23 protein-coding genes are annotated in these 23,027 nt (G+C 72.1%); 9 read left to right on the top strand and 14 right to left on the bottom strand.

The window, feature by feature from the left end; translation table 11 throughout:
• Positions 1 to 38 precede the first annotated feature (38 nt).
• Positions 39 to 1,331 carry a geranylgeranyl reductase family protein gene (locus tag ACY34M_RS07730; protein ID WP_462716326.1) on the bottom strand — a complete coding sequence of 431 codons (1,293 nt, stop codon included), beginning with the start codon at positions 1,329 to 1,331 and terminating at the stop codon, positions 39 to 41.
• Positions 1,332 to 1,427: 96 nt separating this feature from the next.
• Here ACY34M_RS07730 and ACY34M_RS07725 point away from each other — a divergent pair, with 96 nt between their 5' ends.
• Positions 1,428 to 1,931 (top strand): GNAT family N-acetyltransferase, encoded by a 504-nt coding sequence (locus tag ACY34M_RS07725; protein ID WP_462716327.1) that lies wholly within the window; start codon positions 1,428 to 1,430, stop codon positions 1,929 to 1,931.
• Between the two features lie 159 nt (positions 1,932 to 2,090).
• Entirely contained in the window at positions 2,091 to 2,393 is a 303-nt protein-coding gene (locus ACY34M_RS07720; RefSeq protein ID WP_462716609.1) for a PASTA domain-containing protein, read from the top strand.
• A gap of 19 nt (positions 2,394 to 2,412) precedes the next feature.
• Here ACY34M_RS07720 and ACY34M_RS07715 read toward each other — a convergent pair whose 3' ends face one another.
• The 7 genes from ACY34M_RS07715 to ACY34M_RS07685 all read right to left on the bottom strand — a co-directional run bounded on the left by ACY34M_RS07715 (position 2,413) and on the right by ACY34M_RS07685 (position 9,598).
• On the bottom strand, positions 2,413 to 3,267 hold the full coding sequence (locus tag ACY34M_RS07715) for a hypothetical protein (RefSeq protein ID WP_462716328.1): 855 nt from the start codon (positions 3,265 to 3,267) through the stop codon (positions 2,413 to 2,415).
• A 145-nt stretch (positions 3,268 to 3,412) separates the two neighbouring features.
• Positions 3,413 to 4,108 (bottom strand): demethylmenaquinone methyltransferase, encoded by a 696-nt coding sequence (locus ACY34M_RS07710; protein WP_462716329.1) that lies wholly within the window; start codon positions 4,106 to 4,108, stop codon positions 3,413 to 3,415.
• Positions 4,109 to 4,266: 158 nt separating this feature from the next.
• Positions 4,267 to 4,863, bottom strand: a complete 597-nt coding sequence (locus ACY34M_RS07705; RefSeq protein WP_462716330.1) for an imidazolonepropionase-like domain-containing protein — start codon at positions 4,861 to 4,863, stop codon at positions 4,267 to 4,269.
• Positions 4,864 to 4,877: 14 nt separating this feature from the next.
• A complete protein-coding gene (gene mqnC, locus ACY34M_RS07700; RefSeq protein WP_462716331.1) occupies positions 4,878 to 6,077 on the bottom strand; it encodes a cyclic dehypoxanthinyl futalosine synthase in 1,200 nt (399 codons plus the stop codon).
• Positions 6,078 to 6,155: 78 nt separating this feature from the next.
• Positions 6,156 to 6,830 carry a prepilin peptidase gene (locus ACY34M_RS07695; RefSeq protein ID WP_462716332.1) on the bottom strand — a complete coding sequence of 225 codons (675 nt, stop codon included), beginning with the start codon at positions 6,828 to 6,830 and terminating at the stop codon, positions 6,156 to 6,158.
• A 3-nt stretch (positions 6,831 to 6,833) separates the two neighbouring features.
• Positions 6,834 to 8,510, bottom strand: a complete 1,677-nt coding sequence (locus tag ACY34M_RS07690; protein ID WP_462716333.1) for a serine/threonine-protein kinase — start codon at positions 8,508 to 8,510, stop codon at positions 6,834 to 6,836.
• Between the two features lie 236 nt (positions 8,511 to 8,746).
• On the bottom strand, positions 8,747 to 9,598 hold the full coding sequence (locus ACY34M_RS07685) for a menaquinone biosynthetic enzyme MqnA/MqnD family protein (RefSeq protein WP_462716610.1): 852 nt from the start codon (positions 9,596 to 9,598) through the stop codon (positions 8,747 to 8,749).
• Positions 9,599 to 9,910: 312 nt separating this feature from the next.
• On the opposite strand from ACY34M_RS07685, the gene ACY34M_RS07680 reads away from it, so the two are divergent.
• Positions 9,911 to 10,114 carry a cold-shock protein gene (locus ACY34M_RS07680; protein ID WP_003998944.1) on the top strand — a complete coding sequence of 68 codons (204 nt, stop codon included), beginning with the start codon at positions 9,911 to 9,913 and terminating at the stop codon, positions 10,112 to 10,114.
• Between the two features lie 152 nt (positions 10,115 to 10,266).
• On the opposite strand, the gene ACY34M_RS07675 is transcribed toward ACY34M_RS07680, so the two are convergent.
• Positions 10,267 to 10,869, bottom strand: a complete 603-nt coding sequence (locus tag ACY34M_RS07675) for a helix-turn-helix domain-containing protein (RefSeq protein ID WP_462716334.1) — start codon at positions 10,867 to 10,869, stop codon at positions 10,267 to 10,269.
• 97 nt (positions 10,870 to 10,966) lie between these two features.
• On the opposite strand from ACY34M_RS07675, the gene ACY34M_RS07670 reads away from it, so the two are divergent.
• Positions 10,967 to 11,698, top strand: coding sequence for an AzlC family ABC transporter permease (locus tag ACY34M_RS07670; protein ID WP_462716335.1), 732 nt, complete (start codon positions 10,967 to 10,969; stop codon positions 11,696 to 11,698).
• Complete coding sequence (locus ACY34M_RS07665; protein WP_462716336.1) at positions 11,695 to 12,009, top strand: AzlD domain-containing protein; 315 nt, start codon at positions 11,695 to 11,697, stop codon at positions 12,007 to 12,009. The genes ACY34M_RS07670 and ACY34M_RS07665 overlap by 4 nt, the downstream gene beginning before the upstream one ends.
• Before the next feature lie 34 nt (positions 12,010 to 12,043).
• Here the strand turns inward: ACY34M_RS07665 and ACY34M_RS07660 are convergent, their stop codons facing one another.
• Positions 12,044 to 12,493 (bottom strand): DUF2000 family protein, encoded by a 450-nt coding sequence (locus ACY34M_RS07660; RefSeq protein ID WP_462716337.1) that lies wholly within the window; start codon positions 12,491 to 12,493, stop codon positions 12,044 to 12,046.
• 49 nt (positions 12,494 to 12,542) lie between these two features.
• On the opposite strand from ACY34M_RS07660, the gene ACY34M_RS07655 reads away from it, so the two are divergent.
• Positions 12,543 to 13,355 carry a helix-turn-helix domain-containing protein gene (locus ACY34M_RS07655; protein ID WP_462716338.1) on the top strand — a complete coding sequence of 271 codons (813 nt, stop codon included), beginning with the start codon at positions 12,543 to 12,545 and terminating at the stop codon, positions 13,353 to 13,355.
• A 130-nt stretch (positions 13,356 to 13,485) separates the two neighbouring features.
• On the opposite strand, the gene ACY34M_RS07650 is transcribed toward ACY34M_RS07655, so the two are convergent.
• Positions 13,486 to 14,898, bottom strand: coding sequence for an MFS transporter (locus tag ACY34M_RS07650; RefSeq protein WP_462716339.1), 1,413 nt, complete (start codon positions 14,896 to 14,898; stop codon positions 13,486 to 13,488).
• 221 nt (positions 14,899 to 15,119) lie between these two features.
• On the opposite strand from ACY34M_RS07650, the gene ACY34M_RS07645 reads away from it, so the two are divergent.
• On the top strand, positions 15,120 to 15,959 hold the full coding sequence (locus ACY34M_RS07645; RefSeq protein ID WP_462716340.1) for a helix-turn-helix domain-containing protein: 840 nt from the start codon (positions 15,120 to 15,122) through the stop codon (positions 15,957 to 15,959).
• 68 nt (positions 15,960 to 16,027) lie between these two features.
• Here ACY34M_RS07645 and ACY34M_RS07640 read toward each other — a convergent pair whose 3' ends face one another.
• Positions 16,028 to 17,341 carry an acetyl-CoA C-acetyltransferase gene (locus tag ACY34M_RS07640; protein ID WP_462716341.1) on the bottom strand — a complete coding sequence of 438 codons (1,314 nt, stop codon included), beginning with the start codon at positions 17,339 to 17,341 and terminating at the stop codon, positions 16,028 to 16,030.
• 88 nt (positions 17,342 to 17,429) lie between these two features.
• On the opposite strand from ACY34M_RS07640, the gene ACY34M_RS07635 reads away from it, so the two are divergent.
• Both ACY34M_RS07635 and ACY34M_RS07630 read left to right on the top strand, forming a co-directional pair.
• Complete coding sequence (locus tag ACY34M_RS07635; protein ID WP_462716342.1) at positions 17,430 to 18,752, top strand: 3-oxoacyl-ACP reductase; 1,323 nt, start codon at positions 17,430 to 17,432, stop codon at positions 18,750 to 18,752.
• Between the two features lie 280 nt (positions 18,753 to 19,032).
• A complete protein-coding gene (locus tag ACY34M_RS07630; RefSeq protein WP_462716343.1) occupies positions 19,033 to 19,893 on the top strand; it encodes a MaoC family dehydratase in 861 nt (286 codons plus the stop codon).
• 12 nt (positions 19,894 to 19,905) lie between these two features.
• Here the strand turns inward: ACY34M_RS07630 and ACY34M_RS07625 are convergent, their stop codons facing one another.
• Entirely contained in the window at positions 19,906 to 20,520 is a 615-nt protein-coding gene (locus tag ACY34M_RS07625) for a TetR/AcrR family transcriptional regulator (RefSeq protein WP_462716611.1), read from the bottom strand.
• Positions 20,521 to 21,442: 922 nt separating this feature from the next.
• Positions 21,443 to 22,762, bottom strand: a complete 1,320-nt coding sequence (locus ACY34M_RS07620; RefSeq protein ID WP_462716344.1) for a dicarboxylate/amino acid:cation symporter — start codon at positions 22,760 to 22,762, stop codon at positions 21,443 to 21,445.
• Between the last annotated feature and the right edge of the window lie 265 nt (positions 22,763 to 23,027).

Genomic DNA, 23,027 nt, shown 5'->3' with positions numbered 1-23,027 from the left:
ATCGGACCTTTGGGTTCACGGTGTCGCGGCGGCCGGGTTCACGCCTTCGGCGCGACCTTGCTCAGTCCGTTGATGACGCGGTCCATGGCGTCGCCGCCGGTCGGGTCCGTCAGGTTCGCGAGCATCTTCAGCGTGAACTTCATCAGCATCGGGTGGGTGAGCCCGCGCTGCGTCGCGATCTTCATGACCTTCGGGTTGCCGATGAGCTTCACGAACGCGCGGCCCATCGTGTAGTAGCCGCCGTAGGTGTCCTTGAGGACCTTCGGGTAGCGCTGCAGGGCCAGTTCGCGCTGGGCGTCGGTGGCGCGCGCGTGCGCCTGCACGATGACGTCGGCCGCGATCTGGCCGGACTCCATGGCGTACGCGATGCCCTCGCCGTTGAACGGGTTGACGAGGCCGCCCGCGTCGCCGACCAGGAGCAGGCCCTTGGTGTAGTGCGGCTGACGGTTGAAGGCCATGGGCAGGGCGGCGCCGCGGATCGGCATCGTCATGTTCTCCGGGGTGTACCCCCAGTCGTCGGGCATCGAGGCGCACCAGGCCTTCAGGACCTCGCGCCAGTCCAATTCGCGGAAGGCCTTGGAGGAGTTGAGGATGCCGAGGCCGACGTTGGACGTGCCGTCGCCCATGCCGAAGATCCAGCCGTAGCCGGGCAGCAGCCGGTCCTCGGCGCCGCGCCGGTCCCACAGCTCCAGCCAGGACTCCAGGTAGTCGTCGTCGTGGCGGGGCGAGGTGAAGTACGTACGGACGGCGACGCCCATCGGGCGGTCCTCGCGGCGGTGCAGGCCCATGGCGAGCGACAGGCGCGTGGAGTTGCCGTCGGCGGCGACGACGAGCGGGGCGTGGAAGGTCACCGGGGTCTTCTCTTCGCCCAGCTTCGCGTGCACGCCCGTGATGCGGCCGGTGCGCTCGTCGATGATCGGGGCGCCGACATTGCACCGCTCGTAGAGACGGGCGCCGCCCTTCTGGGCCTGGCGCGCGAGCTGCTCGTCGAAGTCGTCGCGCTTGCGGACCAGACCGTAGTCCGGGTACGAGGCGAGGTCGGGCCAGTCGAGCTGGAGGCGGACGCCGCCGCCAATGATGCGCAGGCCCTTGTTGCGCAGCCAGCCGGCTTCCTCGGAGATGTCGATGCCCATGGAGACGAGCTGCTTGGTGGCGCGCGGGGTGAGACCGTCACCGCAGACCTTCTCGCGCGGGAAGGCGGTCTTCTCCAGCAACAGGACGTCGAGGCCGGCCTTGGCGAGGTAGTAGGCGGTCGTCGAACCGGCGGGTCCGGCCCCGACGACGATCACGTCCGCGCTGTGCTCGGAGAGGGGCTTGGGCTGCTCGGTCACGGCGGGTTCTCCCCAGGCTCGAAAACGGTGTGCCGTCCGGCACGGACATGGGCAGTCTATTCAGCGACTGTGATCACCCAGCCGAAGGGCCAGCCCATGAGTCGAGTTCTGCCCGCCGTGGATCTGCGTGTCCCCACCCATGAGGACGCGCTCGCCTGGCACCGGGTGTTCGACCACCCCGATGTCATGGAATTCCACGGAGGCGCGTCGGCGGAGCTCTCCGTGTACGAGGAGCTGACCGCGCGGCAGCGCAGACACGAGGCGGAGCACGGTTTCTGCCTGTGGACGATGACCGACGGCGCGGGGGACGTCATCGGGTTCACGGGCGCGCAGCCCTGGCCGGGTGCCTGGGGCCCGGTCGGCGAGATCGAGATCGGCTGGCGGCTGGGCCGCGACCACTGGGGCAAGGGGTACGCGACGGCGGCCGCGCGCCAGACGGTGGAGCGGGTGCGGGCGGCGGGGATCGGCAGCGTCGTCGCGATGGTCTACGCGCTCAACGAGCGGTCGATCGCGGTGACCCGGCGGCTCGGCATGGAGCTGGCGGAGACGTTCGTGACGCCGGACGGGAAGCAGGGGCACTGCTTTCGCCTGGAGCTCTGACCCGGCCACGGACCGTGACCGGACCTTCCGGACAGCACACCCCAAGAGCTACCCTTCCGGTACCTCCTGGGGGTGACATCTGTGGTGAAGACACCCAAGACGCCCACGACATCCGATGCCGGGTTCCCGGAAGTCCTCGTGCCGAAGCTCGTCGGCCTGATGGCGGTCGACGCGCGGCAGGCCGCCCATGAGCACGGCGTGCTGATCTCGGCGGCCGACCGGGACGACTTCGACCGGGTCACGGTGGAGTACGTGGTGCGCCAGTACCCGCTGCCCGGCGTCGAGGTGCCGCGGGACGCCGTCGTCACGGTCTGGTTCGACCTCGGCGAGGGAGAGGGCGGTGGCGGCGCGGGCGTGCGCGTGCCACGGGCGCCCGGCCCGCGCGGCGGCGGCATGCGCAGGGAGCTCGGCGAACCGGACGAGCCGCCCACCCGCACCGGCTCGTTCAGCCCGTGTCCGTGAGCCGGCCCCCGTCCGTGGCTCAGTACGAGTCCGTGAGCCGCCAGGTGTCGAGCCCCACCCGGTAGATCTCCTCGGACTCGTCCCACGTGGCGGCGTCGACGGTGAGCAGGATCGCGTACTCGGTGCCGTCGGCGGCGATGTAGGACTGGTCGACGCAGTGGACGGTCTGCCCGGCGCCGTTGTCGTACGTGTACTCCCACAGCGCGCCGGGCCGCCCATGGAAGACGTTCCGCACCAGGCGCACCCGCTGGTAGTTCGCCTTGTCCCGGTCAGCCTCGGCGTGCTTCTCCATGTTCAGGAGGTTGCCGTACGAGGTGTAGTCGACGTTCGGGATGACGCCGACGAGGTAGTGCTCAAGGCCGGTGCCGCCGGCGTACGTGACCTGGCTGCCGCTCTCGACGCCGCGCCGGGACCAGGACTCGGGGACGGCGAACGTGAAGCCGAGGCCGTCGGTGACCTGGTGGTAGCCGTCCGGGACGGCTGCCTGTGCGGGGGCCCGGGCGGGTGCCGACGGGAGTTCGGCGGTGGCCCCGGAGTCGGAGAAGGGCTCGGACGGGCTCGGCGAAGGGGACGGGGCGCGGCTGCTCGCGGCGGCCACCGGCCTGTCGTCCTTGGCGCGCGGCCCGTCGCCCCCGTCCCCGTGGTCCTGGAGCAGCAGCACACCGGCCGCCGCGCCGCCGCCGATGACGAAGGCGCCGACGATGGTGCCGATCCAGACGCCCGCGCGGCTGGGCTCCTCGGCGGCCCAGGCGGGCGTCGGCCCGTACGTGGGCGGGGGCGGCGCGGCGCAGAGGCGGTCTCGGCCGCAGCTCATGCAGAAGCGGGCCTGCGTGGGCGAGGCGGACCCGCAGTGCGGACAGTTCGACGACGGCATGGTGGTCCCCCCGGTGAGGTCGGGCACGACGGGGCATACCCCGTCACCCTCAACGGACCTATCCTGTCCGCCGCCCGGTTCCCTTCAACAGGTTTGCCGTCAGGCGCAGTTGAACCGTTACGCGCGCGTGGTCACGCTGTGCGCGTCACGCCTTCTTGTAGCCGCGGTGCAGCGTCACGATCCCGCCGGTGAGGTCGCGCCAGGCCACCCGCTGCCAGCCGGCGTCCTGCATCAGCGCGGCCAGTTCGGGCTGCGTGGGCCAGGCGCGGATGGACTCGGCGAGATAGACGTACGCGTCCGGGTTCGAGGACACCGTGCGGGCGACCGGCGGCAGGGCGCGCATCAGGTACTCGGTGTACACGGTGCGGAAGGGGGCCCATGTCGGGTGGCTGAACTCGCAGATGACGACGCGGCCGCCCGGCTTCGTGACCCGGTTCATTTCGCGCAGCGCGGTCTCGGTCTCCTGGATGTTGCGCAGCCCGAAGGAGATCGTCACGGCGTCGAACGTGTCGTCCTTGAACGGAAGCCTGGTGCCGTCGCCCGCCGTGAACGGCATCCACGGGTGACGCTGCTTGCCGACGCGGAGCATGCCGAGGGAGAAGTCGCAGGGGACGACGTAGGCACCGGCCTGCACGAAGGGCTGCGAGGAGGTGGCGGTCCCGGCGGCGAGGTCGAGGACCTTCTGCGCGGGGCGGGCGTCGACGGCCTTGGCGACCTCCTTGCGCCAGAGGCGGGCCTGTCCCAGGGACAGCACGTCGTTGGTGAGGTCGTACTTCTCCGCCACGTCGTCGAACATCGAAGCGACTTCGTGGGGCTGCTTGTCCAGGGATGCACGGGTCACCCGCCCATTGTGTCAGGCACCCCTGTCCCACCGGCGGACGGTACCGGGTGCCGTACTCGACGCCCGTCGTCCCTGTTACGCGGCACCGGCCGATGCCGGTATTTCAAGTCCCTGCGGCGCTTGAGCAGCGGGGTCCGGGGCGGAGCCCCGTGGCGTGGTCACCGGGCGCGGTACACCATTCGGCCGCCGACCACCGTCGCCACACACGTCGACGCCCCCTTGGCCACCAGCTCCGCCCGGTCCACCACGTCGAACACCGCGAGGCGCGCCGCCCCGCCCACCACGAGCGGCGGCAACAACACCATCGGCCTCGGCGACAACGACACCGGCCCCGGCAACCGCTCGGGCCGCGCGCCGAACGCGAGGCCGGAGCGCCGCGCCACCTCGAGCACCGGCTTGGAGCGGAGCTCACCCGCGAGCGCCACCGTCCCGTGCGCGAACAGCCGCTGCACCCCGCGCCGCGCACTCGCACCGAGCCGCGACGGATCCGCGCGGAAGATCTCCCGCGCCCGCTCCCCGCCGATCGGCACCGTCCCGTACGTGTCCGCCTCACGCGGATCCGGGTGGTACGTGTGCTCCAGGATCTCGGGACCGTACGGATTGAGGAGCCCCGGCGTGAGGATGCCGGGCCAGCGCCGCACCCGGGCCCCCGGATGCGCCTCGGCCAGCTCCTCGTACGGTCCGAGCGCCTTGACGGTCTCGCCCTCGACGAGGACGGCCGCCCCGTCGGCGTCGGTGGCGTGAAGTGTCAGCACGTAAGCCTGAAGCCCTAGTTGGTGGAGACGAGCTTCAGCTCGGGGTGCGCCGTGCCGCCCTCGATCGCCGTCGACGAGATGTGCGAGGTGACCCGGTCGTCGACCGGGTCGTTCGCCGGGTCGTCGTGCACGACGAGGTGCTCGTAGGTCGTGGCACGCTGCGCGGGAACGCGGCCGGCCTTGCGGATCAGCTCGATGATCTCCATGCGGTTGGAGCGGTGCTTGGCACCGGCCGAGGAGACGACGTTCTCCTCCAGCATGATCGAGCCGAGGTCGTCGGCGCCGTAGTGCAGGGACAGCTGGCCGACCTCCTTGCCGGTGGTCAGCCAGGAGCCCTGGATGTGCTGGACGTTGTCCAGGAAGATCCGGGCGATCGCGATCATCCGCAGGTACTCGAAGAGCGTCGCCTGCGTGCGGCCCTTCAGGTGGTTGTTCTCCGGCTGGTACGTGTACGGGATGAAGGCGCGGAAGCCGCCCGTCTTGTCCTGCGTGTCACGGATCATGCGCAGGTGCTCGATGCGCTCGGCGTTCGTCTCGCCCGTGCCCATGAGCATCGTGGACGTGGACTCCACACCGAGGCGGTGCGCCGTCTCCATGATCTCCAGCCAGCGCTCGCCGGACTCCTTGAGCGGGGCGATCGCCTTGCGCGGCCGCGCGGGCAGCAGCTCGGCACCGGCGCCCGCGAAGGAGTCGAGGCCCGCGGCGTGGATCCGCTGGATGGCCTCCTCGACCGACACCTTGGAGATGCGGGCCATGTGCTCGACCTCGGACGCGCCCAGCGAGTGGATCACCAGCTGCGGGAAGGCCTCCTTGATGGCCCCGAAGTGCTTCTCGTAGTACTCGACGCCGTAGTCCGGGTGGTGCCCGCCCTGGAACATGATCTGCGTACCGCCCAGCTCGACGGTCTCCTGGCAGCGCCGCAGGATGTCGTCGAGCTCGCGCGTCCAGCCCTTCTTGGTGTCCTTGGGGGCCGCGTAGAAGGCGCAGAACTTGCACGCCGTGACGCACACGTTCGTGTAGTTGATGTTCCGCTCGATGATGTACGTCGCGATGTGCTCGATGCCCGCGTACTTGCGGCGGCGGATGGCGTCGGCGGCGGCGCCGAGCGCGTGCAGCGGGGCGTCGCGGTACAGGGCGACGGCTTCCTCGGGGGTGATCCGCCCACCGTCGGCGGCGCGGTCGAGGACGGACTGAAGCGCGGCCTTCTCGGTCACCGGGCGAGCCCCTTTCGGAGGATTCTGACGAGTCCGAGCTGGAATCTCGACGAGTCTGAGCTGGAATCTCAGCGTACGTCAGGTGCCCGTGGCGCCCAGCAGAACCCCCGCGAGGGCGCCCAGGATCATGAAGGGGCCGAAGGGGATCTCGGTCCCCCGCCCGGCCCGCCGCGTCACCACCAGGGCCAGCGCGTACAGGCCGTTGAACAGCACGCCGGCGAACGCCCCGATGAACAGCACGCCCCAGCCGTACCAGCCGAGCGCCGCCCCGAGCCCCACCGCCAGCTTCACGTCGCCGAAGCCCATCCCCTTCGGGTAGGCGAGCAGGAGCAGCAGATATCCGCCGCCGAGGCCGAGCGCGCCCCCCAGCGCACCGGGCCACGACCCGCCCGCCTCCGGCAGCAGCGCAGCCCCGCCGAGCGCGAGCAGGGCGAGCCCGGCGAGCGGCAGCGTGAGCACGTCCGGCAGCCGCTTCACCGCGAAGTCGACGGTGGCCAGGAGCACACCGAGCGGCGCGAGCAGCAGCCACGCGGCGAGTTCGGGGCGGGTGCCGGTGGCGGCGGCGAGCAGCGCGCAGACGAGCGCGGTGACGGCTGCGAGCCCGGCGGCCCGCGGCCCCGGCCGGACTCCGACCCAGCCGCGGGCGGCCCGCCACGGCTCGCCCGGTTCGACGGAGAGGCGGTACGCGGCCCGGGGCAGGAGCAGCCCGGTGAGGGCGCCCCACAGCGCGGCGAGCACGGTCTCGACGGCCATGCCCTAGTTCTCCACCCGCTTGAGGTCCGCCACGGGATCACCGGCGTCCGGATACCGGGACGTGTATTCCAGGTTCTCGCCCTGCCGGGTGAGGTGCACGGTGTGCGGTCCCTTCGCGCAGGCCCCCGGATTGTCCGGCGCGGCCCTGCCCTTGGCCTCCAGCACCTTGCCGTTCGCGGACTTCAGCGTGAGGACGTCGACGCAGCGCAGGATGCCCAGCGGATCCGTCGAGGTCACCGTGCCGACCTGCTTGCCGACGGCGGTCTGCTTCAGTTCGACGCGGAACGTGCCGCCGTCGAGGCCCGCCTGTTTCACCGGCCCCTTCCACGTCCCGATGTAGAAGTCCGGCACGGTCGGCCGCTCGTCCGCGGCGGACGCCGAGGGCCTGGCGGCGCCCGCGTCGGTGCCGTCCCCGCCGCCCCGTCCGGGCAGCACGTCGAACAGCACCACTCCGCCGACGGTCACCGCCGCGAGCGCGCCCGCCACGGCGAGCGCCACCGAACAACTGACGCGGCGGCCCCGGCCGTTCGGGGTGTCGCGGGTCGAGGTCGCGGACACGGACAGCGACAGACGCCCCGGCGAGGCGTCTTCTTTGGGCGCTTCTTTGGGCGCTTCGGCGGGTGCTTCGGTGGGCGCTTCGGCGGGCGGCCCTTCCGTACGCGCCGGGGGCACGGCCGCGTACGAGGGGTCCGGCGGGCCGAAGACACCGACGGCCGGGCTGCTGAACTCCATGGGGCCCGAGTGCGGGACCGGATCCGGGGCCGGGGCGTCGGCGTCGGCGGGGGCGCCCTCCAGGTCCAGGAGCCGCACCGCGCCGCGCGAGACCTCCTCGACGAGCGGGCCCGGCAGCCACCCGGCCCGCACGAGACGCGCCGCCCCCTCCGGGGCGAGCCGCCGTGCGACCTCACCGGGAGTCGGGCGCGCGGCCGGATCCTTCGCGAGGCAGGCCGCCGCGACCTCGCGCAGCCCGCCGGTCAGCGAGCCCAGTTCGGGCTCCTCGTGGACGACCTTGTAGAGGAGCGCGGCCGACGAATCACCGGGAAAGGGGGACGCCCCCACCGCCGCGTACACAAGGACGGCGCCGAGCGAGAAGACGTCGGCGGCGCCCGTGACGCCCTTGCCGAGGATCTGCTCGGGCGACATGTAGCCGGGCGAGCCGATGGAGACGCCGGTGGAGGTGAGCGAGGCCGTGCCGTCGGTCGCGCGGGCGATGCCGAAGTCGATGAGCCGCGGCCCGTCCAGGGTGAGCAGTACGTTCGACGGCTTGACGTCGCGGTGCACGAGCCCCAGACCGTGCACGGCCGCGAGCGCCTCGGCGAGGCCGGCGCCCAGGACACGTACGGAGTGCTCGGGCAGGCCCGCGCCGTCGCCCACCGCGCCGGTGAGCGAGGGGCCCGCGACGTAGCCCGTGGCCACCCACGGCACCTCGGCGTCCGGGTCGGCGTCGAGCACCGGCGCCGTCCAGGCCCCGCCCACCCGGCGGGCCGCCTGCACCTCGCGCTTGAAGCGCTCCCGGAACTCGTCGTCGAGCGCGAAATGCGGGTGCACGATCTTCACGGCGACGGTGCGGCCCCCGGCGCTGCGGCCGAGGTAGACCCGGCCCATGCCGCCCGAACCGATCCTGCCGAGCAGGCGGTAGGGCCCCACCGTCGTGGGTTCGCCGGTCTGAAGCGGCTGCATGATGCGGACCTCCCCCTGTCCTCCCCCTGTGCGCACGCACCAGCACCCTAGCTCCGCGCCACGCCCGCGCACACGGCCCGAGAACGCTCAGGAACACACCGGGAGCACATCGGAACCACTGGGTGAATCACCGCGAATTCATGTCGAATTCACCTCACGCGACGCGGAATTCCCGTACAAGGTTCCGGAAATCCCGCGTCGGGATGCGCCGAGGGGATCGGCGGCATCGGGGGAATTCACGACATCAGCAGCTCGACCCGTACATCCGCGGGAAATCCCGTCGTGGGCCCGACCCGCCGCGCGAACTCCGTGACGCCCTCCAGCTGCGCGGGGCCGAAGCGGAAGTCGAGCGTCGTGAAGTACTCCTCGAGGATCTTCTCGTCGAAGACCTCCCAGCGCGCCGCCTGCTCGGCGACCTTGGCGACCTCCTCCAGGGACAGATCGCGCGAGGCGAGGAACGCCTCGTGCACCTTCTGCGTGATCAGCGGCTCGCGCTCCACGTACTCCTTGCGCGCCGCCCACACCGCGAAGACGAACGGCAGCCCCGTCCACTCCTTCCACAGCGCACCCAGGTCGTGCACCTGGAGGCCGAGCCGCGGGGCGTCGTGCAGATTGGCCCGCAGCGCGGCGTCGCCGATGAGCACGGCCGCCTCCGCGTCCTGCATCATCAGGCCGAGGTCGGGCGGGCAGGTGTAGTAGTCCGGCTGCACACCGAAGCGCTCGGCCAGCAGCAGCTGCGCCAGCCTGACCGACGTACGGGACGTGGACCCGAGGGCGACACGCCGGCCGTCCAACTGGTCGAGGGGGACCTGCGAGACGATCACGCAGGACATCACGGGGCCGTCGCAGCCGACCGCGAGGTTCGGGAAGGCGACGAGGTCGTCGGCCGCCTTGAGGAACTCGACGAGGGTGATCGGGCCGATGTCGAGGTCGCCGTTGACCAGCTGCTCGCTGAGCTTCTCCGGCGTGTCCTTGGTCAACTCGAAGTCGAGGAGCGAGCCCGTCCTGGCGAGTCCCCAGTACAGGGGCATGCAGTTCAGGAACTGGATGTGGCCCACTCGCGGACGAGTGCGCCGCGCGGCCTTCAGGGTCTCGGGAGAATTGTCCACATCGCGAGACTAAACCCCATGCGATACGGTGCAGGATCCGGGTCCGGCACGGCGCCGGTCAACCCTTCGCGAGGCCCCGTCAAACCTGTGGGTGACGTGATCTTGGCCTCTATCGCTTTCCGCTGCCTGCGTGCTAGGCTCCACCGCAAGTTGCAGTTTGGTTTCCCTTGCAGTACAGAGCCTGCGGAGCATGTGACCGCGGGCTCTCGTCGTTTTCAGACTTTTGCAGTTGTTCGCAAGTGCATTTGCAGGTTCTGGAGCAGGGCGACCCTATGGCCCATAGGAGGGCTTATGGCTACCGGAACCGTGAAGTGGTTCAACGCTGAAAAGGGCTTTGGCTTCATCGCCCAGGAAGGCGGCGGCCCGGACGTCTTCGTCCACTACTCCGCGATCAACGCAAGCGGCTTCCGCTCCCTCGAGGAGAACCAGGCCGTGAGCTTCGACGTCACGCAGGGCCCGAAGGGCCCGCAGGCGGAGAACGTCACCCCCGTCTGATCCTTCGCGATCACACGGTGGTAGTTGCCGTGATCTGATCCGGAACCTAGTGCAGTACCCAAGGAGCCCCGCGCCTCACGGCAGCGGGGCTCCTGCCTTTTTCCGGGTGCTTTCCACGTGAAGAAGCAGCCCCCGTACGGGCCGTACGGGGGCTACGAGTGCTGCATCACCAGCACGCAGGTGGTGCCCGGCTCCAGCGCCCGGAAGGTGTGCGGTACGTCGCCGGGGTACGAGAGGTAGTCGCCGGAGGCCAGCTCGACGGGGTCCTCCGTCGGGCCCGCGAGGGCGCGGCCGGTCCCGACGACGAGGTGTTCCGTGGTGCCCGCCATGTGCGGCTCGGAGTCGCGCGGGCTGCCCGGTTCGACCTGGAGGAAGTACAGGTCGCGGCGGGCGCCCGGCGGGCTCGCGGAGAGCAGCGTCGCGGCGTAGTCGGCCACTTCGGAGGGGACGGCCGGGCCCTGTCCCGCGCGGATGACGTGGACGGCGGCGCGCGGCGGGTCGAGCAGGACGCTCGGCGGGACGTCCAGGGCGACGCTCAGCGCCCACATCGTCTCCAGGCCCGGCTTGCCGTGCGCGGCCTCCAGCTGGGACAGCGTGGATTTCGCGATGCCGGCCCGTTTGGCCAGCTCGGAGAGGGAGAGCCCGGCGCGGGTGCGCTCGCGACGCAGGGCCGCGGCGATGCGGTCGAGCGGGAGGCGGGCGGGGGACGGGGCAGGGGCGGAGGCGGGGGCGCCCGCGGCGGTCGGCTCGGCCATGTGTGCTCCCGTTCGTTGCCCGGCTTCCATGTCGTTCGCTGTAGCGAGCCTAACGTTCGGCTTGACGAACGCCCAGGGGCGCGCGCATGCTCCTGTCATGCGTTCGCCGCACCGAACACTCAGCACGCCACACCGAACGACACGGCTGCGAATACCTGTCGTACCCGCCGTACCCGTTGTGGACCCCCGCCTGCTCCGCGACTGCGCCCTCGTATGGCTCGCCGACGGGGTCGTCGGCCTGTCCTTCGGCGCCGTCTCGGTCGCGAGCGGGCTGCCCATGTGGCTGCCCGTCGTGATGTCGCTGCTGGTGTTCGCGGGGTCCGCGCAGTTCAGCGCCGTGGGCGTGTTCGCCGCCGGGGGCGGGCCCTTCGCCGCGGCCGCCACCGGCCTTGTGCTCAACTCCCGCACCGCCGCCTTCAGCCTGGCCGTGTCCGACGCGCTCGGGCCGTCCTGGCCCGCGCGGCTCGTCGGGGCACATCTGGTGACCGACGAGACGGCCGCGTTCGTGATGGCGGAGAAGGACCCGGCCCGTCGGCGCACCGCCTTCTGGGTCTCGGGCATCGGCCTCTTCGTGGCCTGGAACGTGAGCGTCGCGCTGGGCGCCTTCGCCGGGTCCGCACTCGGCGACACCGACCGGTTCGGCCTCGACGCCGCGTTCCCCGCCGTACTGCTCGCCCTGGTGCTGCCCGCGCTGCGGGACGGACAGGGGGCGCGCCGGGCCGCGGCGGCGGGCGCCGTGATCGCGGTCGCCGCCACCCCGTTCCTGCCCGCGGGCGTGCCCGTACTGCTCGCCCTCGCCGGGCTGCTGTTCTCCAGGAGGCCCGCGTGAACGCCCAGTTGACCGCCGTGCTCGTCCTCGCGGCGGGCACCTACGCCTTCCGTCTTGCCGGTCCGCTGCTGCACGGCCGGGTCCAACTCCCCGTACGCGTACAGGAACTGCTCACCGACGGCGCGACCGTGCTGCTCGTCGCGCTGCTCGCCACCGGAGCCCTCATGGCGGGCCAGGAGTTCGCCGGCTGGGCGCGGCCCGCCGGGGTGCTGGTGGGCGGGGTCCTGGCGTGGCGCCGGGCACCGTTCGCGGTGGTCGTCGTGGGCGCGGCGGCGGTCACCGGACTGCTGCGACTGGCGGGGGTCCAGTAGACGCACCGCCCCGTCCTCCCGGCGGGGCGGCGGGTCACGGGTGCATGCGGGCGCCCTTCAGGATCTTGTCCACCGCGTTGCGCGGGCCGTACACCGCGAGGCCCACCAGGTCGAGTTCCGTGGCGGACACGGAGCGGACGGCCGCCCTGTTGTCCCTGTCGTTGCCGGTGGAGAACAGGTCGGAGGTGAAGACGGCGCGGGGCAGGGCGCGGCGCAGGGTGCGTTCGTGGGCGGTCTTCAGGAGGTCCTTGCCGCCCTCGAAGACCAGCACCGGCTGCCGCAGCATCGGCAGGTACGGGGTGCCGTCCGCGTCCTCGTACGGTTCGCCGATCACCTCGGGCAGCTGGGTGCCGAGGCCGCTGACCAGGAAGGCCGTGACGTTCAGGCGCTGCCAGGTCTCCAGGTCGTCGCGGAGCAGCACGGCGATCTTGGTGTCGAAGCGGACGGGGGCCGGGGCGGCAGGGGTGGTGGTCTCGGTGCTCATGCCTTGAGACTGCCGGGCCGCCCGGCGCCCGGTCTTGTACGTTTTTTGCATGCCCGGCGGCAGTGAGGAGATCACCGCGTGGCAGCCCCGCGTACCGGGCGTCACGGAGGTCTTCCACGCCCATTTCACGCGGCACGCGTACCCGATGCACGTGCACGACACCTGGACGCTGCTCATCGTCGACGAGGGCGCGGTCCGCTACGACCTGGAGCGGCACGAGCACGGGACGCCGCTCGGCACGGTCTCGCTGCTGCCGCCGCACGTTCCGCACAACGGGCAGGCCGCCACGCCCGAGGGGTTCCGCAAGCGGGTCCTCTACCTGGACGCGGTGGGCGACGACGGGCCCCTCGACGCCTCCTTCATCGGGGCCGCCGTGGACACCCCCGACCTGATCGATCCGCTGCTGCGGCGGCGTATCGGGCAGCTGCACGCCGCGCTCGCGCACCCCGGCGACGAGCTGGAGGGCGCGGCCCGGCTCGCCCTCGTCGGGGAGCGGCTCCGTGAGCGGCTGCGGCCGGCCCTCGCCGAGGCCCGCAGGCCCCTGCCGGACCGTCGGGTCGCGGCCTCCCTGCGGGAGTTGCTCGACGCGCGGCTGACCGACGGCGTCGACCTCAAGGAGGCCGCCTCCCTGGTGCACGCGCATCCTGCGCATCTGGTGCGGTCGTTCGGTGCGGCGTACGGGATTGCTCCGCATCAATACCTGATGGCGCGGCGGGTGGACCGGGCGCGGAGGCTGCTGCTCGGTGGGCAGGCGCCCGTCGAGGTGGCGGAGGCGTGTGGGTTTTACGACCAGTCGCATTTGACGCGGCACTTCAAGCGGGTGGTGGGGGTTCCGCCGGGGCGCTATGCGCGGGGCCGGTGATGGTGCGGTGGGCCGGGGTTGACGCCTCGGGGCTCCGCCCCGGACCCCGCTGCTCAATCGCCGCAGGGGCTTGAAAGATCGGACCCCGCGCCGGACCTCGCGCCTCGCTTGAAGGATCGGCCCCCGCGCCTCAATCGCCGGCGGGGCTTGAGGTACGCAGCAGTGCGGCGCTCAGCCCCGCCGTTGCCAGGAGCAGCGCGCCCGCCACCATCAGGCTCACCCGCATACCGCTCAGGGAGAAGGTGTGGTCGCCCCCGCTCGCGAGGAGGGTGCCGAAGAGGGCTACCGCGAGGGCGCCGCCGGTTTGGCGGAGGGCGTTGAGGAGGCCGGAGGCCGTGCCGACGCGCGGGCCGGGGACCGCGTCCATCAGCATCGCCGTCACCGCCGGGATCGCGAACGCGCCGCCGAGGCCGGTGGGGACGAGGAGGAGCAGGAGCAGCCAGGTCGGGGTGTGCGCCGTCAGGGGGAGCAGCGCGAACATCGCCAGGGCCAGGACGAGTTGGCCGATGACGACGACCGGGCGGCGGCCGAAGCGTTCGGCCACGCGGGGCGAGACCAGGTTCGTGGCGGTGATCAGTACGGCCAGCGGCACGAAGACCAGGCCCGCCGCCGTCGCCGTCATGCCGCGCAGCTGCTGCAGGTAGAGGCCCAGCAGGAACACCACTCCGTAGAAGCCCGCGTTGATGGCGAAGCCCACCGCCAGCGACACCGACACCGTGCGGTCGCGCACCATGCTCAGCGGGACCATCGGGGCGCGGTGGCGCCGCTCCGTCACGTAGAAGACGAGCGCGGAGACCACCGCCACGGCGAACGCCGCGAGGCCCGCCCGGCCGCCCTCGATCACCGCGAAGGTCAGTCCCGCGAGGGTGAGGACCGCGGTGGTCTGGCCGGGGATGTCGAGCGGTGCCGGGCGGCGGGGCGAGGGGGCGACCTTCGCGAGGAGGACCAGGATCGCCGCGCCGACGGGCAGGTTGAGGAAGAACACCGCACGCCAGCCGACGTGTTCGGTCAGTACGCCGCCGAGCACCGGGCCCGCCGCCATCGACACCGAGCCGCCCACCGTCCACAGGGCGATGGCCCGCGCCCGCCGCCGCGCGTCGTCGTACGCCTCCCGGATCAGCGCGAGCGACGCCGGCATCAGCACCGCCGCCGCCCCGCCCTGGACGACACGGGCCACGATCAGCGCACCGAGGCCGGGCGCGACGGCGCAGGCCAGGGAGGCGAGGGTGAAGAGGGCGGTGCCGAGGACGTAGGCGCGGCGGGCGCCCGTGCGGTCGGAGAGGGCGCCCGCCGACAGCATCAGCCCGGCGAACATCAGCGTGTACGCGTCCGCCACCCACTGCAGCCCGGTCATTCCGCCGTGCAGGTCGGCGCGGATGCCCGGCAGGGCGATGTTCACGGCCGACACGTCGATGGTGATCACGGCGAAGCCGAGCAGCGCGGCCAGGAGGGCGGCGGTGCCGGTGGTGCGGCGGGGTGCGGCCTCGGGTACTTCGCGTACGGGGTGGGTACGGGTACGGGCTCTGGCGGCGACGGTGGTCACGCTGTCCTCCTGGGCGCAGTGTTCGAAGTGCGGGTGGGCGGCAGGCACGGGCCGCGGCCCTGTGACACGCACTCCCTGGGCCCTTGCCTGCCGGCCACCCGCAGCGAGGACAACTCTGCGGCCGCGCGGCGGAAGGTGGCAGGCCGCGCTCCACCGGGGTGCCGCGTTCCTGGCCCTGACACGGCCCCCCACCGCCCCGGAGGACCATGGACAATGCACGTATGGCTGAGACCACGGAACTGGGCCGCTATCTGCGGGCCCGCAGGGGGCAGGTGACACCGGCCGACGCGGGCCTGCCCGCGGGCACGGGCCTGCGGCGCACGCCGGGTCTGCGGCGCGAGGAGCTGGCGACGCTCGCCGGGGTGAGCGTCGACTACTACACGCGCCTGGAGCGGGGCCGCGAGACCAACCCCTCCCCCGCCGTGATCGACGCCATCGCCCACGCGCTGCGGCTGCGCGGCGACGCCCACGAGCGGCTGCACGACCTGGCCGAGATGGCCTCGGGCCGGCACACCGAACCCCGCCCCACCACCGACGACACCGTGCGCGATTCGGTGCTCCGGATGCTGGAGGCGCTGCGGCCGCTGCCCGCGTACGTGGTGAGCCGTTTCAACTACGTGCTCGCGGCGAACCCGGCGGGCCGCCGCCTGCTGCCCGGCCTGTGGGACCTGCCCGCCGAGCAGCGCAACATCACCCGCTACCTCTTCCTGCACCCGGTCGGCCGGGAGCTGTACGTGCCGTGGGAGGAGACGGTGACCGCGTCGGTCGCGCATCTGCGGGCCATCGGCGGCACGGAAGCCGACGACCCGCGGATGGCGGCGCTGGTCGGGGAACTCCTGCTGAAGTCACCGGACTTCGCCCGGATCTGGGACCGGTACGACGTCCATGAGCGCAGCGGCGGCACGAAGTCGTTCGACCATCCGAAGGTGGGCGCGATGACGCTCACGTTCGAGGTGATGCAGTTGGCGCGGACGGGGGGCCAGCGCATGGTGGTGTACCAGGCGCCCGCGGGGTCACCGGACGAGGAAGCGGTGTTGCGGCTGGATCCCGCCTCGCCCTGACGTGGTCGACGTCTCGGGGCTGCGCCCCGGCCCCCGCCGCTCAAGCGCCGCAGGGGCCGGAAAGACCTTCAGGCCCGTTCGAGGACGGCCGTGACCCCCTGACCGCCCGCGGCGCAGATCGAGATCAGGCCGCGGCCCGAACCACCGCGCTCCGCGAGCAACGTGGCGAGCGTGGCGACGATCCGCGCGCCCGTCGCCGCGAACGGGTGGCCGGTCGCGAGGGACGAGCCCGCCACGTTCAGCCGGTCCCGGTCGACCGGCGCGAGGCCCGCCTTCTCCCATGCCGCGAGCGTGGCCAGCACCTGTGAGGCGAACGCCTCGTGCACCTCGACCAGATCGAAGTCCTCGATCCCGAGCCCGGCCCGCTCCAGCATCCGCGGGACGGCGTACGCGGGCGCCATGAGCAGCCCGTCGCCCTCGCCACCCGTGACGTCCCCGTTCACGAAGTCGACGGCGGCCGTCTCGTACGCGGTCAGGTACGCCAGCGGTTCGAGGCCACGCTCGGCCGCCCACTCCTCGCTCGCGAGCAGCACCACCGCCGCGCCGTCGGTGAGCGGCGTCGAATTGCCCGCCGTCATCGTGGCGTCGGCGTGCTCGGCCCCGAACACCGGCTTCAGCGCGGCGAGTTTCTCGACCGTCGAGCCCGGCCGGAGGTTCTGGTCGCGCTCAAGACCCCGGTAGGGGACGACGAGTTCGTCCAGGAGACCGCGCTCGTACGCCGCCGCGAGCCGCTGGTGGCTGGTGGCGGCGAGCTCGTCCTGGGCCTCGCGCCCGATGCCCCACGCCCGCGCGGTGACGGCGGCGTGCTCCCCCATCGAGCGGCGGGTGCGCGGCTCGGCGTTGCGCGGGATGTCGGGGACCAGGTGGCCCGGCCTGACCTTGGCGAGGGCCTTGATCCGGGCGCCCGTCGACTTGGCCCGGCGCGCCTCCAGCAGGATCGTGCGCAGCTCGTCGTTGACGCCGAGCGGGGCGTCGCTCGCGGTGTCGGAGCCGCCCGCGATCGCGCTCTCGGTCTGGCCGAGCGCAATCTTGTTGGCGGCGGCGATCACGGCCTGCAGACCGGTGCCGCAGGCCTGCTGGATGTCGTACGCGGGGGTGCGGGCGTCCAGCATCGAACCGAGCACGGTCTCGCGCGCCAGGTTGAAGTCGCGGCTGTGCTTGAGCACGGCGCCCGCCACGAACTCGCCGACGGCGCCCGGCTCGTAGAGCTTGTGCCGGCCGACGAGTCCGTCGAGCGCGGCGGTCAGCATCTGCTGGTTGGACGCGGTCGCGTACGGCCCGTCGGAGCGCGCGAACGGAATGCGGCTGCCGGCGACGACGGCGACGCGGCGCGGGGCTTTTCCTACGACGGGGGCGGCAGGGCCCTTCGGGGTTCGCGCCATGTTCGGCAGCTCCTGAGCTCTCGACAAGTACTGACCATTGAGTAACCTTACTCTCTAGTAAATTTACGACCGAGCTGGGAGCTGGACAATGGCCGACCGCTATCTGAACTTCACCGGCACGGCCCCCGGCCGCTTCCTGACCCGCCGCCTCGGCCTGCCGCAGCCCGCGCAACTGCACCGCTGGAGCGCCGAACACCCGCGCCTGGAAGGTGCGTTGCTGCACCTCACGGCCGGCGAGTCCCCCCACCGCGAGGAACTCGCGAAGCTGCTCGCGGACACCGGACTCGACGTCGTGCCCTCCGCCGAGCGGCCCGCCGCGGCGGTCGTCGACGCCACCGCCGTGACCGGACCCGACACCCTCGCCGAGGTGCACGCCGCGCTGCACCCCGTCGTCCGTTCCCTCGCGACGGGCGGGCGCGTGGTCGTCCTGGGCGCCCCGCCGTCGCCCGACGACCACCACCAGGCGGCCGTCCAGCAGGGCCTCGAAGGCTTCGTGCGCTCGCTCGGCAAGGAGATCGGGCGCGGCCGCACCGTGAACCTGGTGCGCGTCGCGGGCCCGGTGGCCGCCGCCGAGTCGACCCTGCGGTTCCTGCTGTCGCCGAAGTCGGCGTTCGTGAGCGGGCAGGTCGTCCAGGTGGGCTCGCCGCAGGGCGAGCCGGCCGTCCCCGGCGACTGGGACCGCCCGCTCGCCGGGCGCACCGCGCTGGTCACCGGCGCCGCCCGCGGCATCGGCGAGGCCGTCGCCGAGACCCTCGTACGCGACGGGGCCGAAGTCGTCCTCCTCGACGTGCCGTCCGCCGAGGCCGACCTGACGAAGGTCGCGGAGCGGCTCGGCGGGCGCGCGCTGCCGCTGGACATCACGGCCGACGACGCGGGCGAGCGGATCGCGGAGTTCGTGCCCGACGGCCTGGACGTGCTCGTGCACAACGCGGGCATCACCCGCGACCGGCGCCTCGCCAACATGCCCGCCGAACGCTGGAGTTCGGTCCTCGACGTCAACCTCACGAGCGTGCTGCGGACCACGGACGCGCTGCTCAAGGCCGGTGCCGTACGGCGCGGCGGGTCGATCGTCGCCACCGCCTCCATCGCCGGGATCGCGGGCAACACGGGGCAGACCAACTACGCGGCCAGCAAGGCGGGCATCGTCGGCCTCGTACGGTCGCTCGCGCCGCGCGCCGCCGCCGAGCACGGGGTGACGGTGAACGCGGTGGCCCCCGGATTCATCGAGACCAAGATGACGGCGGCCGTCCCGCTGTTCATCCGGGAGGCCGGGCGGCGCATGAACTCCCTCGGACAGGGCGGGCTGCCGGTGGACGTGGCGGAGACGACGTCCTGGTTCGCGTCACCGGGATCCGGGGCGGTGAACGGGCAGGTGGTCCGGGTGTGCGGGCAGTCGCTCCTGGGGGCGTGACCCTCCGGGGCGCGTGACCCTCCGGGGCGGCCGGTCCCTGTTGCGCCGAGCCGCCCCCACGCCCCGGGGCTCCGCCCCGGACCCCGCGCCTCAACCGCCGGCGGCGCTTGAGCTGTCTCGCCTTGGGCAATCTGCCGCCTTGCGCGGCAGGGCGGGCAAGGCGGCCCCCGGTGCCGCGCAACGAGAACGGGAGGCGCCCACCCCGTCGCAGACCAGCACCACGCCACCGCAATCAACCCCACCCGGCACCGCCACCCGCACACCCTCCCGAGGACCAGTCATGACCCGAACACTCACCCTCGACGCCACCCCCTCCCTGCTCCCCCTCATGCTCCGCGGCGCCGCCCTCTCCCCCCTCAAGCGCCCCCGCCCGGACGCCCCCGTCCCCGACACCCGCCTCACCGTCCCCGACCTCCACATCACCCAGGAACACCTCACCGCGTACGAACGCGCCTGCGGGTTCGCGACCGAGCGACCCGAGCTGCCCGTCACCTACCCGCACGTCCTGGGCTTCCCGCTCGCCATGCGGCTGATGTCGGAGCGCGCGTTCCCGCTGCCGCTGCTCGGCCTCGTGCACACGTCGATCGCGATCACGCAGCAGCGCGACCTGACCCCCACTGAATCGTTCGAACTGAGCGTGCATGTCAAGGAGTTGCAGCCGCACCGCCGTGGCACCGAGGCCGTCGTCGTCACCGAGCTGCTCGCCGAGGGGGCACCGGTCTGGCAGTCGACCAGCACGTACCTCGCCCGGCACAAGACCTCCGCCCCGGCCGACGGCGACGCGCCCGCGCTGGACACCCCCGCCGAACCGCTGCCCCAGCAGGCCGACTGGCGGCTCTGCGACGACCTCGGCCGCCGCTACGCCGCCGCGTCCGGCGACCGCAACCCCATCCACCTGCACCCGCTCTCGGCCCGCCTCTTCGGCTTCCCGCGCGCGATCGCCCACGGCATGTGGACGGTGGCCCGCTGCCTCGCGGAGTACAAGGCGCACGGGCCCGTCCACGTACAGGCCCGCTTCAAGGCGCCGGTGCTGCTGCCCGGCAAGGTGGTGTACGCGGCGCAGGGCCCGGCCTTCGAACTGCGGTCGGCGGACGGTGACCGGGTGCATCTGACGGGCGAGGTGCACGCGCTGACCGGCTGAGCGGCGGGACCACTAACCGTCCGACCAGCGCTGCCCGTTCATCAGGTTGCCGAGGCCGGACCAGGCGAAGTTCATCATGGTGGTGGCGGCCTCCTTCGCGGACACGGAGGCGTCGCCGTTCGCCCAGCCCGCCAGCGCCTCCGCCGCACCGACCAGGGCCTGGGCGAGGCCCACGACCTCCCGTTCGGCCAGCTCGGGGTTGTCGTGCGCCGCGCGTGCCGCCTCCGCGATGAGGCCGGTCACGAACGCCACGATCTCCTCGCGCATCGCGACGACCTCCGCGACGAACGGGTCGCCGCCCGAGCGGGCCTGGCTGTGCAGCACCGCCCAGCCGTCGGGGCGCTCGGCGGTGTGCGCGAAGAAGGCGGTGAGGCCTTCCCAGAGCTGGCGGTCGGCGGCCACGTCGGTGCGTACGCCGGCGCGGACCGCGTCGACCAGGGCCGCCGCCTCCCGGCGAATACAGGCGCTGAACAGGTCTTCCTTGGAATTCAGGTACAGATACACCAACGGCTTGGAGACACCGGCCAGTTCGGCGATCTCGTCCATCGAAGCGGCCCGGTAGCCCCGCTTCCCGAACACCCGGACCGCGGCGTCCAGCATCTGCCGCTCCCGCTCGGCCCGCGGCATCCTCTTCTGCCGCACCTGCCCCTCGCCGCCCACCCCGGCCACCTCTCCTCGCCCAATCTCCACCCTTCAGCGTACGCATTCCCCCACCAGCCTCCGCCCCGGACCAGGCGCTGCACCCTGCGGTCAAACGGCCACGGGGCTCCGCCCCGGAACGGGCTTCACTCCCCGCCGGCCCTCCGCCTGATCTCGCCCACCTCCCCTTACGGCCCAGCGCCCCGCCCTTCTCCCACCCGCCCCCTCCGGGGACGTCGGTCCGCCGGGGTTTCGCCCCCGCAGGGCCAGCCCACCGCTGACGTGGCACCCAACCGGGCAGACGGCCACGGGGCTCCGCCCCGGACCCCGCTGCTCAATCGCCGCAGGGGCTTGATCCACCGGCACCGCCCGCCACCGCGACGGCTCCCCACGCATGGCGTCCGGCCGTCACCTCGCCTTGGGCACTCCGCCGCAAGGGCGGCTCCCCACCCGTTGCGGTGCGCCGCCACCCCCTTGGGCAATCCGCCGTCAGCCACGGCTCCCACCCGAGACGGCCGACGCCACCCCCGCCTTGGGCAATCTGCCGCCTTGGGCGGCAGGGTGGGCAAGGCGGCGCACGGTGCCGCGGATCCATTTCCACGGGCGCCGACCCCGGCACGGCCCAAAACCCCGGTGCCGCACACCGATCACGGCAGACGCCTGACCAACACCCTGGCCCCGTGGGGCCGAAGCCCCCGGAGGGGGCGGGTGGGAGGGAGATGGGCTGGGAGCAGCGTCGGCGTCGGCGAACCCCGATGCCGTGCAAGCAAGACCCGGGCGCCGACCCCGGCAAAGCCCCGCCCCCCGTCGCCGCGCAACCGGAATCCGGCTCCGCCGCAGGCCAGACGTACGAAGTCCCGCCCCCGAGAGTCGGGGGCGGGACTTCGTGTGTGGGGCGAGCCGGGGGACGTCAGGCGGCGGCCGACACGGCCACCTCCTGCGGCTCGTCCACCGGGGAGGACGTCGCACTGTTGTAGGCGTCGCGGTCGAGAATCTTCTCGCGCGCCGAGACGATCACCGGGACGAGAGCTTGACCGGCAACATTCGTCGCCGTCCTCATCATGTCCAGGATCGGGTCGATCGCGAGGAGGAGGCCGACGCCCTCCATCGGGAGGCCGAGCGTCGACAGGGTCAGCGTCAGCATGACCGTGGCGCCCGTCAGACCGGCGGTGGCGGCGGAACCGATCACCGACACGAAGGCGATGAGCAGGTAGTCACCGACGTTCAGGTCGATGCCGAAGATCTGCGCGACGAAGATCGCGGCGATCGCCGGGTAGATCGAGGCGCAACCGTCCATCTTGGTCGTCGAGCCGAACGGCACGGAGAAGGAGGCGTACTCCTTCGGAACACCGAGGCGCTCGGTGACCCGCTGCGTGAGCGGCATCGTGCCGACGGAGGAGCGGGAGACGAAGGCCAGCTGGATTGCGGGCCAGGCGCCCTTGAAGAACTGGAGCGGGCTCAGCTTGCCGACCGTGGCGAGCAGCAGCGGGTAGACGCCGAAGAGGACCAGGGCGCAACCGACGTAGATGTCGGCGGTGAACGTCGCGTACTTGCTGATGAGGTTCCAGCCGTACGTGGCGATCGCGTTGCCGATGAGGCCGATGGTGCCGATCGGGGCGAGCTTGATGACCCACCACAGGGCCTTCTGGAGCAGCTCCAGAACGGACTCGGAGAGGGTGAGGATCGGCTGGGCCTTCTCGCCGACCTTCAGGATGGCGATGCCGGCGACGGCGGCCATGAAGACGATCTGCAGCACGTTCAGCTCGGTGAACGGCGTGATGATGTCCGTCGGGATGATGCCGGTGAGGAAGTCGATCCAGGATCCGGCCTGTTCCGGCTTGGCGCCGTCCTTCGCGGTCAGGCCGGTGCCGGCGCCCGGGTTGGTGAGCAGGCCGATGGCGAGGCCGATGACGACCGCGATCAGCGACGTGATCATGAACCAGAGCAGCGTGCGCGAGGCGAGCCGGGCGGCGTTGTTGACCTTGCGAAGGTTGGTGATGGACACCAGGATCGCGAAGAAGACGAGCGGGGCGACGGCCAGCTTCAGAAGCTGGATGAAGGTGTCGCCGACCTTCTGCAGGGTGGTGACGAGCCAGGATATGTCCTGGCTGCGGGCCAGCCAGCCGAGCAGCACACCCAGGACGAGACCGCCCAGGATCTGCGCCCAGAACGGGATCTTGGGTATGCGGAAGCCGGACTTCTGTTCGGCTGCGGGGGTGTTCGCGGACACGGAGGCACTCCAGTGAAGACGCGCGGGGACAAGACAGGGGGGCGTACAGGAGCGGCGACCGCGAGACGGGTCAACGGCGCCGCTGCATCGCTTCGGCCAGAGAAGTCGAAACTGCGATCAGGCGCGACAGGCCGCGGACATGCAGCGGCAGAGATCGACATGCAGGCGCTCCACGAGCGCAGTGCTCATGGCGGTTCGAGGCGCAACTGATGTCTTCATGACAGGAACGTTAACACCGCAACTTTGAGAACATCAAAGGGCTTCT

The organism is Streptomyces sp. EDA2-14, from assembly GCF_054963755.1.
Note: the sequence above shows the minus strand (reverse complement) of the source record. Positions and strands in the feature narration are given on the sequence as shown.